This window comes from Novosphingobium sp. (assembly GCF_030696665.1).
Lineage (GTDB): Bacteria > Pseudomonadota > Alphaproteobacteria > Sphingomonadales > Sphingomonadaceae > Novosphingobium.
In genome coordinates this window covers 208,151-221,742 of the sequence record NZ_JAUYRV010000046.1, presented here as the reverse complement: position 1 = coordinate 221,742, position 13,592 = coordinate 208,151, and the positions used below count along the sequence as shown (strand labels likewise).

Here is a 13,592-nt window from a genome sequence, read left to right as displayed (position 1 = left end):
CAGATCATGCAGCTTGTCATTGTTGAATCTCCGGCCAAGGCCAAGACCATCGAGAAGTACCTTGGCCCCGGCTACAAGGTGCTCGCCTCCTACGGGCACATCCGCGATCTCCCGGTAAAGGACGGCTCGGTCCGCCCGGACGAAGACTTCGCGATGGATTGGGAAATGTACGGCGATAAAGCGTCGCGCGTTAAGGCAATCACCGATGCTGCCAAAACTGCCGACCGCCTGATCCTCGCAACTGACCCTGACCGTGAGGGTGAGGCAATTTCATGGCACGTCAGGGAGTTGCTGAAGAAACGTAAGGTGCTTCCTAAGGAAGTTGAACGAGTCACTTTCAACGCAATCACCAAACAGACGGTGACCGATGCAATGAAGCGCCCGCGCGAACTCGATCAGGACTTGATCGACGCTTATCTGGCACGCCGTGCGCTCGATTACCTGTTCGGCTTCACCCTCTCGCCAGTCTTGTGGCGCAAGCTGCCGGGTGCGAAATCGGCAGGCCGCGTGCAATCTGTGGCCCTACGCCTGATCGTTGAGCGCGAACGCGACATCGAAGTGTTCCGCGCGCAGGAATACTGGTCGGTCATCGCCCGGCTCGAGCAGGGCGGGACCGAGTTTTCCGCGCGGATGGTCAAGTTTGACGGGCAGAAACTCGACAAGCTGACGCTGGGCGACGAAGGCGCGGCGCTGAAGGCCAAGGCTGTGGTCGAGGCTGGCACCTTCCGCGTCGAAGAGGTTGAAACCAAGCCAACCCGCCGCAATCCCTATCCGCCGTTCACCACATCTACGCTGCAACAGGAAGCAGCGCGCAAGCTTGGCTTTGCGGCCAGCCACACGATGCGCGTGGCGCAGACGCTCTATGAGGCGGGTGCGATCACGTACATGCGTACCGATGGCGTGCAGATGGACCCCAGCGCCATCTCCGCCGTGCGCAAGGCGATTTCTGACCGTTATGACGGGCACTATCTGCCAGAAAAACCCCGTCATTACGAGACGAAAGCCAAGAATGCTCAGGAAGCACATGAAGCTATCCGGCCGACCGAATTCACCAAGGACCGCTATGGCTCGGGCGATGAAGCGCGGCTTTATGACCTGATCTACAAGCGCGCGATGGCGAGCCAGATGGCCTCTGCCAATATTGAGCGCACCAGTGTTACTCTGCGCGATGGCACCGGCAAGCATGAGTTGCGCGCGACCGGGCAGGTCGTGAAGTTCCCCGGCTTTCTTGCTGTCTACGAAGAGGGCCGCGACCAGAAGGCGGATGGCGACGACGAGGATGCGAACCTGCTGCCCGCGCTGAACGCAGGCGATACGCCAGCCAAGCGCGGCGTCGATGCAACGCAGCACTTCACCCAGCCGCCGCCACGCTATTCAGAAGCCAGCCTTGTAAAGCGGCTTGAGGAACTGGGTATCGGGCGTCCTTCTACATACGCATCGACGCTACAGGTGCTCAAAGACCGCAACTATGTGCGGACTGAAAAAAACCGTTTCTTTGCAGAGGAATCAGGCCGACTCCTCACATCGTTTCTCGAACGCTTCTTCGCTCGCTATGTCGCTTATGAATTCACCGCAGGGATGGAGGATGAGCTTGATGATGTTTCGGGCGGGCGCGCTGAATGGAAGAAGGTGCTCGCCGCGTTCTGGCGCGATTTCAAACCCAAGTCCGATGAGGTCATGGAGAAGAAGCCGAGCGAAGTAACGGCCGAACTCGATGAATTCCTCTCGGACTACCTTTTCCCCCCGCGCGACGATGGCACCGACCCGCGTCTGTGCCCGAAGTGCGAGGCCGGGCGGCTTTCGCTGCGCGGTGGCCGGTACGGCGCGTTCGTTGCCTGCTCGAACTATCCCGAATGCAAGTACACCCGCAAGTTCGCCCAACCCGGCGGAGCCGAGGGCGAGGGCGCGGAAGATGGCGTATTGGGCAAAGACCCGGTCACCGATCTTGAGGTGGTGCGCAAAGCTGGTCGCTTTGGCCCCTACATCCAGTTGGGTGAGGGCAAGGAGGCCAAGCGCGCCTCGATCCCCAAGGACATCGGCGAGATGGACCTTGAATGGGCGCTCAAGCTCCTGTCATTGCCGCGCGAAGTTGGGACGCATCCCGAAAGCGGCAATCCGATATCGGCCAACATTGGGCGCTATGGCCCGTATCTTGTCCATGATGGCAAGTACGCGCGGCTCAAGAGCACGTCAGAAGTGTTCGAAACCGGCATGAACGCTGCCGTCATGCTGCTTGCTGCAGCCGCTGCCGGTGCGGGCGGGCGTGGCGGTCGGGTTGCAGCCGAGCCGCTCAAGGTGTTCGGCGCACATCCGGTTTCGGGCGGAGAAATCAAGCTGATGGCGGGGCGCTATGGTCCCTACGTCACCGATGGCACCACCAACGCCACGCTGCCCAAGGATAAGCAGCCCGAAGGGTTGACCGAGGAAGAAGCGGTGACGCTGATCAACGAGCGCGCGGCCAAGGGACCGGCCAAGGGCAAGAAAAAGGCCCCGGCCAAAAAGGCTCCGGCCAAGAAAGCGCCCGCGAATAAAGCTGACCCCGAAACGGCAGCGCCTAAGAAGGCTGCAGCGAAAAAGGCTCCCGCAAAAAAGGCAGCGCCCAAAAAAGCTCCAGCCAAAAAGGCCGTTGCCAAAACGTCGGAGTAATCCGCCAACGCTAGCGCGCCGCGTTCGGACCAGCGGGTTTCCGCAGGTTCGGACGCAGGCGATAAAGCCAGTATTCACGCGTCCCGAGGGTGTAGCGGGCATAACGCTCGTACTCCCGCGCCAGCCCCTTGGCCATAACGGCGCGCGTCTCCAGATTAGGCAGATAGAGCTTCTGCGGTGCCCACATCAGGACCACATCGGGCCGATGGGCAAGGATGCGGCGCACTTCGGCTGTCGGATCCATGCCCACGGCGGTGGATTCGATGAACGTGTTGAGGTGGTTGGGGAAGATGCGCGTGGTTGGCAGGCAGGTTGGGATCGTGCGGTAAAAGGCCAGCTCGCCTTCAAAGATGAACAGGCAGCCGCCGCGCATCTCCTGCGCAATCAGCGCGCTCATTTCCGCGTACTGCGCGGTCGTCCCGTGCCGCCAGACCTGATAGACCGGCACCACTGTCCCCGCCAGCGCCGCAAAGCCGAGCAGGAAGCGTCCATACCAGCGCTGCCCGCGCTGCACGCGCGCCAATGCAGGGGCCGCCAGCACGCAAAGCGGCACCAGCAGAGGCGCGACATAGTGGTCGTACCACGTGCCGAACAGCAGGAAGCCAAGGCAGGCAACCGCGCCCCAGATCTTCAGCATGCCGTGCGAGCGCGGCCACAATCCGCCTGACGTGTCGAACATCCTCGGCGCACGAAATATCGCCAGCCACACTGGCAACAGCGCTGCAAACTCCTTGGCAAGGCGGCCATAGGATCGCGCGCCGTCCGAACCACGCTCAAAAATCGACACGAAGTTGGCGTAAATGAAAGCGTCAAGATGCCCGATCCCGGCATACCAGCTGATGGCGGCCAGCGTCGGCAGCAGCGCCACGGCAACCCACAGCAGCGCGACCCCGGCAAGGCGGCGCATCGTCCAGATGTCGGCAAAGCCGCGCGCCAGCAGCATCAAGCCAAGGGCAGCGCCTTCGAATATGACGGTATATTTGATCTGGATGGCCAGGCCGAGCAGCAGCATTGCCGCGCACCCACGCCCCACCAGTGCCTGGTCCTCGTTCCGCTTCATCGCATCGACGACGATCAAGGCGGCACCTGCGACAAGCAGGTTGTAGAACACCGGAGCCTGCCCCATCCCGGCGTTGAACGCAGGCATGAACAGCACATAGGCGGCCCCGGCCTGCCACGATGCGGCGGGCGATGCGATCTCGCGCGCCAGCCGGGAAATGACCAGCGCCGTGCCAGCCGTCGCCAGCGCGGCACCGAACTGGTAGGCCAGCAGCGCATCGCCGGGCAGGGCGGTGAATGCCTCATACAGGATGAACAGGCCGATCGGCTTGCGATCCCAGATGTCGACATAGGGCACGGCCCCGTCGCGCATACGCTCGGCAACAAGCAGGTAGAACTGCTCATCAATGTGAACCACCGGATTGCCGAACAGGAAACTGCGCGTGATCAGGAACAGGCCCAAGTAGGCGAGCGCAGGAATGAGCCACGAGGGCAGCCGCTGCAATCCGGTTGCGATTGGTCGAGATGTGCGTCCTGTCGAAACCGGAATCGCCACAGCCCCGACAGTCGCCGGGGTAATCGCACCCGCTTCGTTCATTCCCGCACTCCGTTGCAATGGCATCCGGAGGCCTAACGGGTGGCGCGGCGGATCCCTTCGCTACGGCACTAGATGAGGGTCATGAACGCTTGCTGTCAGATTTGCGGCAAGAGTGTTGCAGTACAGCAAAGTGGGGTAGGGTGCCCGGAAACCGGGGCAGGCTCATTTGCGTCGCAGGAATTCAGCCAGTGCTTTCGCCGCTGCAACATGGCCCGCGCGGTTCGGGTGAACAGGAATGCCATCGCCCTCTGGCGCGGTCATTCCATTGCTCCACGGTTCAGCCGAGCAAGGTGCGTGGTTGCGCGAAAGGTCAGAGAACCTCAAGACTTCGGCGTTTTCCGCCTTGGCCACGCGCGCGGTGATCTTGGCAAGGCGCTTTGCCGCAACCTGACTTTGCTTCAGCCGTTCGTCGGTGATGGGGACAGCGGCGCAGGCGCCTTTGGGCGGCAGGACCGTTATGTAATCAACAAAGACCACCCGCGCCTTTGGAGCGCGTTCACGGATGGCGCTCACAATGCGCCGCATCCGCTCCTCGTCTCCTTGCCACTCCGCGTCGGTCACCTCGCGCCACTTCTGGCAACGCGGATCGGGTGTGGTCATCTGTTCACAGGCCGCCGCAAAAATATTGCCAACAAACGCAATGTCGTTCCCGCCGATGGTCACGGTAACCAGCTTCGTGTTCGCATCCACGCTGTCGATCTGCGGCGGAACTTCATTCCACGGCCCCAGAACATGGTGTGTGGTCGCGCCGCTGCATGTCGCGTCGACCAGTTCTAACCCCAGTTCCTTCGCCAGCAGGTTCGGATAGTTCAGCGTCCCGCGCCCGCAGCGCTGCGGCGTGCTGGGCGTATTGGGTCCAACACCCGGACCGGCTGCAAACGAACTGCCCATCGCAACGTAACGGTCACCGGCAACAGGCGCAGCAGGCTTTGCCGCCAGCGGTGCCGAAACCAGCGCGGCAACGGCAGAGCATATCAGGAGTCGCATCACTTCACCCACTCAAGACCGATTTCTTCGTAGATTTCCTTCGCATCGGCCCAGTTCTCATCAACCTTCACGTGGAGGAACAGGTGGACTTTCGTTTCCAGCAATTGCGCCAGTTCCTTGCGCGAAGCCTCGCCAATCGCCTTGATCTTCGCGCCACCCTTGCCCAGCACGATCGGCCGTTGGCTTTCGCGCGCAATCACGATCTGCTGGTGTATCTCAATCGAGCCATCCTTGCGCGTCAGGTACTTCTCGGGCCTAACCGTGCTGTCATAGGGAAGTTCGTCGTGAAGCTGCCGGTACAACTGCTCGCGCGTGATCTCGGCTGCCAGCAGCCGCTCGCTTGCGTCAGACACCTGATCTTCCGGGTAGTGCCACGTCGCCTCGGGCATCAGCGCCGCCAGTCGCTGCTTCAGTTCGGGCACGCCGTCGTTGGTTAGCGCCGATACGAAGAACACCTCGTCAAACTGCGCTTCGGTCGTCAGCGCCTCTGCCATCACCAGCAGCGGCTCCTTGGGCGTGGAATCCACCTTGTTCAGCACCAGGATCTTGCGCTCGGGCCGGTCCTTCAGGCTGGCAAGGATCGGTTCGAGGTAGTCGCGCTTCTTCTTGCGCGCATCCACCACCAGCAGGATCGCATCGGCCTCCTGCGCTCCATCCCAAGCAGCGCTCACCATCGCGCGGTCAAGCCGGCGCTTGGGTTCGAACAGGCCGGGCGTATCGGCAAGGATGATCTGTGCCCGGTCATCACCCACATTTTCAAGCGCAATGCCCATCAGCCGCGCGCGCGTCGTCTGCGCCTTGGCCGATACAATCGCCACCTTCTGCCCCACCAGAGCGTTCACCAATGTCGATTTGCCGGCGTTCGGTGCGCCAAGGACGGCCACGAGGCCACATTTTTCGGTCATAAATCCAATTCTCTGAAAATCTTCGGCCATAGTAGGCCAAATGCGCGTCAGCCGTAAGCCTGCATGAATGCGCTGGCAGCGGCAGTTTCCGCCTCTTGCTTGCTCGATCCCGTAGCGCTGGCATCGCCCACGCCTTTCACCTCGACCGAGACGGTGAACTTCGCGGCATGATCCGGCCCTTCGCGCGCGACGAGCGTGTAGACGGGAGGCTTGCGCCGGTTGCCCGCCGCCCATTCCTGCAACGCCGCCTTGGGATGCTTGCGTTGGCCCGTGCCCGAAGCCATCGGCTTGTCCCACAACTTGCGCACGAACACCCGCGCTGCATCAAACCCGCGCTCGACAAACAGCGCGCCGATCAGCGCTTCCATAACGTCGCCCAGAATATTGTCGCTCTGCGCCCCGCCATCGTCGCGCGCCTGCTTTCCCAGCCGGATGTGCAGCGGCAGGGCGATAGAACGCGCAACATCGGCGCACGTCTCGCGGCTGACCAGCGCGTTCAGCCGCTGCGAGAGCTTGCCCTCGGCAGCGTCGCTCTTTTCATGCAGCCAATCGGCAATGACCAGGCCCAACACCCGGTCGCCCAGAAACTCCAGCCTCTGGTAATCGCGTGCTTCACCCATAGAACCATGAGTCAGTGCCTCGGCCCACAGATCGGCGCGCGTGGGCGCGCTCCCGGTCAGGTCCGTGAGGAACGTGACGCTCTCGGAGGAAAGCTTGCTCAGAACGTGCCCCCGATCCGTTCCCAACGCGCGGCGGTGAACCAAGTCCACGGCAGGAACCAGTTGGCGCTGCCGTCGGTGGACCACATCATGATCGCGGCGCGGCCGACCAGGTTATCCTGAGGGACAAGGCCAATGCCGCCGCCTTCCATCGCGGGGAAGCGGCTGTCCATCGAATTGTCGCGGTTGTCGCCCATCAGGAACAGTTGCCCTTCAGGCACCAGCACCGGAACCGTATTGTCAGCATCGCGGCGGCCAATGTCGAGCACGTTGTAGCTCTTCCCATTCGGCAACGTCTCGCGGAACTGCGGGTAGTGGCAGGTCTGGCGGCCATCGGCTTCAGTCACAGCGAACTCGGTCGAAAGGCAATCGGTGTTGACGCTGACCGGAATAACGAAATCGGCAACCTTCTGTTTGGGCACGGCCTTGCCGTTCAGATGCAGCACACCGTCGATCATCTGCACGGTATCGCCCGGCAGGCCGATCACGCGTTTGATGTAATCGACATCGTTGCCCGGGGGCGCCTTGAAGATCGCCACATCACCGCGTTCCGGCTGACTGGCAAAGATGCGCTTGGGCAGCAGCGGCGCGCTGAACGGCAGCGAATAGCTGCTGTATCCATAAGGCCACTTCGCCGCCAACAGGTAGTCACCATTCTCCAGCCGGGGCAGCATTGATTCCGAAGGAATGTTGAACGGCGAGAAGATGAAGCTGCGGAAGATCGCCACCACCAACACCAGCTTGATCAGGAAGACCGGAAAGCTGTCCTCCTTCTTTTCCTTCTTCGCACTTGGCGGAGTGGAAGCCGGGTGGACCGGTGGCGTGCTGCTGGCTTCGGGCGTGTCGTTCATCGTCGCGGTCATGTTGCTCGCAAGCCCCTTCGTCAAGTGTGTTATCGTAATAATACAGCCCTGAAATACGTTTGCAAAGCTTGCCCGTGAATGAACAGTCGGCTTGGCGGCAGGCTGCTTAGCGGGCATTAGGGCCATTACGCACATGCGAAACGATGAGGATTGCCATGATCGATGCCCAAGCGGAACTTTTCTGGACGGCACTGGAAGGCCTGCCCCGGCCCACGCTGAAAGACCTGTTCGCCGATCCTATGCGGCTCGCACGTTATTCCGCCACAGTCGATCTACCGGGCGGTCCGATCATTTTCGATTGGTCCAAAACGCACCTGTCGCCCGAAGTCGAAGCGCTGCTCGGCTCCATTGCCGCCGCGATGGACCTTGAAGGTCGCCGCGATGCGCTGATCAGCGGGGAAAAGATCAACAACACAGAAGGGCGCGCCGCAGAACACACTGCCCAGCGCGGCGTGGGCAAGGAAAGCAGCGTCGAGGACGCCGCAGACCTCCATGCCCGCATGCAGATGCTTGTCGATGCGATCCACGAAGGCGCGTTAGGGGAGGTCAACAGCCTCATCCACATCGGCATCGGTGGCTCCGCGCTCGGCCCCGCGCTGGCCATTGATGCTCTGACGCGTGAGGGCGCGAAGGTCGCGGTCCACGTTGTGTCCAACATCGATGGCTGTGCGCTCGAAGCCGCGATGAAGGCCTGCGATCCGGCCACCACCATGATCGCCATTGCCTCGAAGACTTTCACCACCACCGAAACCATGACCAATGCCCACTCCGCTTTGGACTGGCTGCGTGATGGCGGCGTGTCCGATCCCTTCGGTCGCGTGGTCGCGCTGACAGCCGCGCCGGAAAAGGCCGTGGAATGGGGCGTCGATGAAACCCGCGTCCTGCCATTTTCCGAAACCGTGGGTGGCCGCTACTCTCTCTGGTCGTCAATCGGCTTTCCGGTGGCGATCGCCCTTGGCTGGCAAGGCTTTGCCGAGTTCCTCGACGGGGCCGCTGCCATCGACCGCCACTTCATCGACATCGACCTTGCCGAAAACGTCATCGTCCGTGCGGCCTTTGCCGATCTCTACTATGCACAAGTGCGCGCCTGCCAGACCCGCGCAGTCTTCGCTTATGACGAGCGTCTGGCCCTGCTGCCCGACTATCTCCAGCAACTCGAAATGGAATCGAACGGCAAGCGTGTGCTGGCCGATGGCTCACCCCTCATGCGGGCCAGCGCGCCGGTCACATGGGGCGGGGTAGGCACCGATGCCCAGCACGCCGTGTTCCAGTTGCTGCATCAAGGCACGCACCTGATCCCGGTGGATTTCCTGGCGGTCAAAGTGCCCGGCCACGACCTTGATCCCGTCCACCATCAGATCCTGCTGTCAAACTGCTTCGCTCAAGGTGCAGCGCTCATGGCCGGGTCTGCCTCTGACGATGGCGCGCGGGACTATCCCGGTGACCGCCCCTCTGCCACGATCCTGTGTGATGACCTGAACCCCGCCACGCTGGGCGCGCTGATCGCCTTCCACGAACACCGGACGTTCGTGTCGGCGGCCATGCTCGGCATCAACCCGTTCGATCAGTTCGGCGTCGAACTGGGCAAGGCCATCGCCAAGCAGATCGACTCTGGTGAGGGAGAAGGCTTTGACCCTTCGACCGAAGCCCTCCTTGCAGCTGCTGGAATCGGTGCCTGATTGTAAGGTCGCCTAACGGCTTCCCATTAATCCCTCTGGTCTTGCGCAAGACCAGAGGCCATATGCGCTGTTCGACCAAGGAGCGCATATGTCTGAGCAGCAATTCGACTACGACCTCTTCGTGATTGGCGCAGGCTCCGGCGGCGTCCGCGCCAGCCGCATTGCCTCCAGCCACGGTGCGCGCGTTGCCATCGCCGAAGAATACCGGGTCGGCGGCACGTGCGTGATCCGGGGCTGCGTGCCCAAGAAGCTGCTGGTCTACGGTTCGCACTTCGCCGAGGAATTGCAGGACGCAGCCAACTATGGCTGGACGGTCGAGAAGATGAGCTTCGACTGGCCGACGTTACGTGACGCGGTTTTGAAGGACGTCGATCGCCTCAACACCGCCTACACGAACACGCTTGAGACCAACAAGGTCGAACGTTTCCTCGAACGCGCCACCGTTACGGGACCGAACACGGTCAAGCTTGCCTCGGGGCGCGAGATCAGCGCGAAATACATCCTCGTTGCTACCGGTGCGTGGCCGGTCATGCCCGAGTTTGAAGGCAGCGAGCATTGCATCACCTCCAACGAGGTGTTTCATCTGGAAAGCCTGCCAAAGCGCGTGGTGATTTCCGGTGGCGGTTACATTGCGATGGAATTCGCAGGCATTTTCAATGCTCTGGGCTGTCACGTAACGATTGTGAACCGCAGCGAGACGATCTTGCGCGGCTATGACGAATCCATGCGCGACCGCCTGCTGCAGATCACGATGGCGCGCGGCATCGAATACAAATTCAACTGCCCGTTTGATCGCGTGGAAAAGCGTGAGGACGGCACCTTCGACGTCTACGTGGGCAAGCAGCCCGATCCGCTCCACGCCGACGTGGTGCTGGTTGCGACCGGCCGACGGCCGAAAACAGACGGCCTCGGCCTTGAAAGCGCCGGGATCGAACTCGGCGCGCAGGGTGAAATCCCGGTGGACGGTCACGCCAAGACTACATGCGACAGCATCTACGCCGTCGGTGACGTAACGAACCGCGTCCAACTCACCCCAGTGGCGATCCGCGAAGGGCAGGCCTTTGCCGACCGAGTGTTCGGCGGCAAGGACACCACAATCAGCTACGACTGCATCCCCAGCGCCGTCTTCTCACAGCCGCCGCTGGCAGGCGTTGGCCTGACCGAAAGCCAAGCGCGGCAGGCCTATGGCGGCAACGTGAAGGTCTATTCGTCAGACTTCCGCCCGATGAAGAACATCTTCGGCCACCGCCCCGAACGCGGCCTCTACAAGATGATTGTCGATGCCACGACCGAGAAGGTGTTGGGCATTCACATGATCGGCCCCGACAGCCCGGAAATCCTTCAGGCCGCAGCTATCGCGGTCAAGGCAGGCCTCACCAAGCAGGACTTCGATGATACGGTGGCGCTGCATCCGTCGATGGCCGAAGAACTCGTGCTGATGCGGTAATGCGTTACGGCGCAGGTTGCTGAAAAACATAGAAATTACGGCCCGTTACGTCACATTCTTGACGTAGCGGGCCGCGCTTTTTGGGCCGTCAAATTCCGGCAAACCACTGATAGCCGGAACGATCCTCCCAGTACCCACCCTTGCCACCGTGAATGCCCGCCAACGAAGCCACGGCCTCGATCCGCATGACGTACTTCGCCTGCTTGTATCCCAGCGCGCGCTCCACCCGGAGGCGGACCGGCGCGCCGTGGCCGACGGGGAGAGGCTGGCGGTTCATCGTGTGGGCAAGGATTGTCTGCGGGTGCATTGCGTCGATCAGGTCGATGCTTTCGTAGTAGGGAATACCTGAGAAGTCATCTGCACAATGGAATACAATATATTGTGCTTTATCGGAAATTTTTGTCTGCCTCAGTAGCAGTGCCAACGGCACCCCGGTCCATTCCCCGATCGCACTCCACCCCTCGACGCAGTCGTGTCGCGTAATCTGCGTGCGCTGCGGCGCGGCCTTGAGTTGGGCGAGGGTGAGCGTCATGGGCCGTCCGACCAACCCGCCAACCTCCAGCTTCCAATCTGCAAAGCCGTTGGCGAGGTGACTGGCGTGGATTGGCGATTTCGGCATGAAGTTGCCGTTCACCCTGAAGCGCGGGGACAAGTCGGCGCGGGTGAATTCGGGGGCGAGGGCGTTCCTGTCCGTTACGAGACGCTGCCCCGTTAGTGTCGCTTTTTCACCTAAAGTCAGCATCTTACGCACCGTTGGTGACGTTGTGATACGGTCACAGCCGCTGAGCAAAAGCCCACTCGCGCCGATCAAGGCACCGCGCCGGGAAATCATAACAAATCCTTTCGCGCTGACGGCAGTCGATACCATCCGGTAACTATTGACCGCAGTTCGTTGATCGGCCCTGCCAGCACTACCATCAGAAGATGGATGAAGATGAATGCGCAAAATGCTGCTGCACATAGAAAATGTATGGATCGTGCTGATTGCCGACCGCCAAAGATGTCCAGCAGGAACGGGAAAGCCGCATTCAGATTTGGCGACATCGTCATGCCCGTCAGAATAACCACCGGAATTAAAACGAAAATTACCCCGAGATAGGCAATCTTCTGCAAAGGGTTATACGCCCGCGCGGCCTCACCCGTAGGGAACCGCAGACGCGCGTGCTGCTTGATATCCTGCCACAGGTGTGATGGTTTCCGCTCTTCAGAAGTAATTGCAAGATGGCGTGATAGATGCTTGGATAATATGGCATAAATCAAAAATGCTATCAGCGATATCACCAGCACCCAAGCGAAAAAGAAGTGCCATTGGCGGCCCTCGGCAAGGCTGTAATAGTTTGGAATCGTGAACAGCGGCGGGATCGCCTTGGTGGAATAGGGGGTGTATCCCAGAAAGCCGGTCGTCGGGATTTCAAGGCCGCCGAGTGCCAAGAACCCTTCCTGCCCGCGCTTGCCGATCACCAGCCAGGGCTGATCGTAGTTCGCACCGAATTTGCCCCAGTAGAGCCTCGGGTGAGCGTTGAAGATCGTTGCGCCGCTCATCAGCAGGGCGAAGATCGACAGGGCGTTGAGCCAGTGCCAGATCCGCACGGGGAGGCGGGAGCGGTAGACGAGCTTTTGGGGGGCTTCGGGCGGATTTTGCAACGTAACGGGCGAGGTTTCGGCGTCCACGTTCAATCTCCGTTTGGCTTGTGCAGTGTGACACGCTTTGCGTGCATCTCAAACGATGATTTCGGTCGTCCAAGTGCGCGTAGGTGCAGCTAGGTGCATCTAGGTGTACTTCGGAACACCGTTCTTGTCGGACAGCGCCACAAGCTCCATTCTGCTGTATTTCCGGGTACTTGCGAGTGCTATACAGGATCGCCGCACCGGGCGTAGTGCGGCCCATGCCGCCTTGCCGACGAACCCCAGTTTGCGCGCGTTACTAACGACCGTGCGATGGTCCCATGCATGGTCGCCACGCCGCGCAACCTCACGTGCAATCTCGCCGTAGATGCCCGCCGCTGAAAGGATCGCCCAGCGCTGCCGGGGCTTCAGTCGCGATGCGCCGATGCGGGCGGAGCATTCGTGAATTTCCGCCGTCTTGCACATGCGCGCCACGATACGCGTGAGGGCGGGGCGGTAATGCGGCTTCATCTGCTCGCCGGGCGGGATGTCCTCCTCCGCCAGCCAGTCCAGCGGGATGTAACTGCGATCCGCCGCGTCATCTTCCTCGATATCGCGGGCGATGTTCGCAAGCTGGAAGGCGAGGCCGAGGTCGCACGCCCGGTCGAGCGTGTCTTCGTCGTCCGGCGAAACGCCCATCACCACTGCCATCATCACGCCCACCGCACCGGCCACGTGCCAGCAGTAGCGCATAAGGTCAGCCTCGGAATGGGGCTGCCATTCGGCGGCATCGAGCGCGAAGCCATCGATAACGGCGCGCGCCATGTCCAGCGTCAGGCCGGTTTCGCGCGCGACGAGGCCGAGCGCGTCGAAGGCGGGATCGTCGGTCGGCTTATCTGCAAAGGCCAGCGCTGTTTTCTCACGCACCAGCGCCAGCCGATCGGCCGCGCCTGCCTGATCGCCCAATGCACCACCGTGGTCCTGCGCGTCGATGATGTCATCGCAGCGGCGGCACCAGGCGTAGAGCAGCCAGACCCTTTCACGCGTTACGTTATCGAACAGGTGGCTGGCGATGGCGAAGCTTTTCGACCCCTTCAGGATCGATTTGCGGGCGTTACTAACGAGGGTGGCGCGATCTTGCATG

At 61.3% G+C, this 13,592-nt stretch carries 11 protein-coding genes; 3 read left to right on the top strand and 8 right to left on the bottom strand.

Annotation, left to right across the window (positions count from 1 at the left end; all coding sequences use genetic code 11):
- Positions 1-6 precede the first annotated feature (6 nt).
- Positions 7-2,646, top strand: coding sequence for a type I DNA topoisomerase (gene topA / locus Q8R81_RS13940; protein ID WP_305618795.1), 2,640 nt, complete (start codon positions 7-9; stop codon positions 2,644-2,646).
- A 10-nt stretch (positions 2,647-2,656) separates the two neighbouring features.
- Here topA and Q8R81_RS13935 read toward each other — a convergent pair whose 3' ends face one another.
- From Q8R81_RS13935 to lepB, 5 genes are all read right to left on the bottom strand, one after another.
- Complete coding sequence (locus Q8R81_RS13935) at positions 2,657-4,243, bottom strand: glycosyltransferase family 39 protein (RefSeq protein ID WP_305618793.1); 1,587 nt, start codon at positions 4,241-4,243, stop codon at positions 2,657-2,659.
- A gap of 162 nt (positions 4,244-4,405) precedes the next feature.
- Positions 4,406-5,230 (bottom strand): SGNH/GDSL hydrolase family protein, encoded by an 825-nt coding sequence (locus tag Q8R81_RS13930; RefSeq protein ID WP_305618791.1) that lies wholly within the window; start codon positions 5,228-5,230, stop codon positions 4,406-4,408.
- On the bottom strand, positions 5,230-6,135 hold the full coding sequence (gene era / locus Q8R81_RS13925; RefSeq protein WP_305618790.1) for a GTPase Era: 906 nt from the start codon (positions 6,133-6,135) through the stop codon (positions 5,230-5,232). Before era ends, Q8R81_RS13930 begins: the two co-directional genes overlap by 1 nt.
- Positions 6,136-6,182: 47 nt before the next feature.
- Entirely contained in the window at positions 6,183-6,905 is a 723-nt protein-coding gene (rnc, locus tag Q8R81_RS13920) for a ribonuclease III (RefSeq protein ID WP_371135372.1), read from the bottom strand.
- Positions 6,854-7,717 (bottom strand): signal peptidase I, encoded by an 864-nt coding sequence (gene lepB / locus Q8R81_RS13915; protein ID WP_305618788.1) that lies wholly within the window; start codon positions 7,715-7,717, stop codon positions 6,854-6,856. Before lepB ends, rnc begins: the two co-directional genes overlap by 52 nt.
- A 155-nt stretch (positions 7,718-7,872) precedes the next feature.
- On the opposite strand from lepB, the gene pgi reads away from it, so the two are divergent.
- Together pgi and gorA are read left to right on the top strand one after the other, a co-directional pair.
- Positions 7,873-9,396, top strand: a complete 1,524-nt coding sequence (gene pgi / locus Q8R81_RS13910) for a glucose-6-phosphate isomerase (protein ID WP_305618786.1) — start codon at positions 7,873-7,875, stop codon at positions 9,394-9,396.
- A gap of 88 nt (positions 9,397-9,484) precedes the next feature.
- Complete coding sequence (gene gorA / locus Q8R81_RS13905; protein WP_305618784.1) at positions 9,485-10,843, top strand: glutathione-disulfide reductase; 1,359 nt, start codon at positions 9,485-9,487, stop codon at positions 10,841-10,843.
- 88 nt (positions 10,844-10,931) lie between these two features.
- On the opposite strand, the gene Q8R81_RS13900 is transcribed toward gorA, so the two are convergent.
- From Q8R81_RS13900 to Q8R81_RS13890, 3 genes are all read right to left on the bottom strand, one after another.
- Entirely contained in the window at positions 10,932-11,675 is a 744-nt protein-coding gene (locus Q8R81_RS13900; RefSeq protein WP_305618782.1) for a molybdopterin-binding protein, read from the bottom strand.
- On the bottom strand, positions 11,672-12,514 hold the full coding sequence (locus tag Q8R81_RS13895; protein ID WP_305618780.1) for a cytochrome b/b6 domain-containing protein: 843 nt from the start codon (positions 12,512-12,514) through the stop codon (positions 11,672-11,674). Before Q8R81_RS13895 ends, Q8R81_RS13900 begins: the two co-directional genes overlap by 4 nt.
- A gap of 99 nt (positions 12,515-12,613) precedes the next feature.
- On the bottom strand, positions 12,614-13,591 hold the full coding sequence (locus Q8R81_RS13890; RefSeq protein ID WP_305618778.1) for a phytoene/squalene synthase family protein: 978 nt from the start codon (positions 13,589-13,591) through the stop codon (positions 12,614-12,616).
- Position 13,592: the final 1 nt, after the last annotated feature.

What these genes read in the sequence shown, in the direction of transcription:
- topA (WP_305618795.1), top strand. Translation starts at nt 7, where the DNA reads ATGCAGCTTGTCATTGTTGAATCTCCGGCCAAGGCCAAGACCATCGAG.
- lepB (WP_305618788.1), bottom strand. Translation starts at nt 7,717, where the DNA reads ATGACCGCGACGATGAACGACACGCCCGAAGCCAGCAGCACGCCACCG.
- gorA (WP_305618784.1), top strand. Translation starts at nt 9,485, where the DNA reads ATGTCTGAGCAGCAATTCGACTACGACCTCTTCGTGATTGGCGCAGGC.
- Q8R81_RS13890 (WP_305618778.1), bottom strand. Translation starts at nt 13,591, where the DNA reads ATGCAAGATCGCGCCACCCTCGTTAGTAACGCCCGCAAATCGATCCTG.
- era (WP_305618790.1), bottom strand. Translation starts at nt 6,135, where the DNA reads ATGACCGAAAAATGTGGCCTCGTGGCCGTCCTTGGCGCACCGAACGCC.
- Q8R81_RS13935 (WP_305618793.1), bottom strand. Translation starts at nt 4,243, where the DNA reads ATGAACGAAGCGGGTGCGATTACCCCGGCGACTGTCGGGGCTGTGGCG.
- Q8R81_RS13900 (WP_305618782.1), bottom strand. Translation starts at nt 11,675, where the DNA reads ATGATTTCCCGGCGCGGTGCCTTGATCGGCGCGAGTGGGCTTTTGCTC.
- pgi (WP_305618786.1), top strand. Translation starts at nt 7,873, where the DNA reads ATGATCGATGCCCAAGCGGAACTTTTCTGGACGGCACTGGAAGGCCTG.
- Q8R81_RS13930 (WP_305618791.1), bottom strand. Translation starts at nt 5,230, where the DNA reads ATGCGACTCCTGATATGCTCTGCCGTTGCCGCGCTGGTTTCGGCACCG.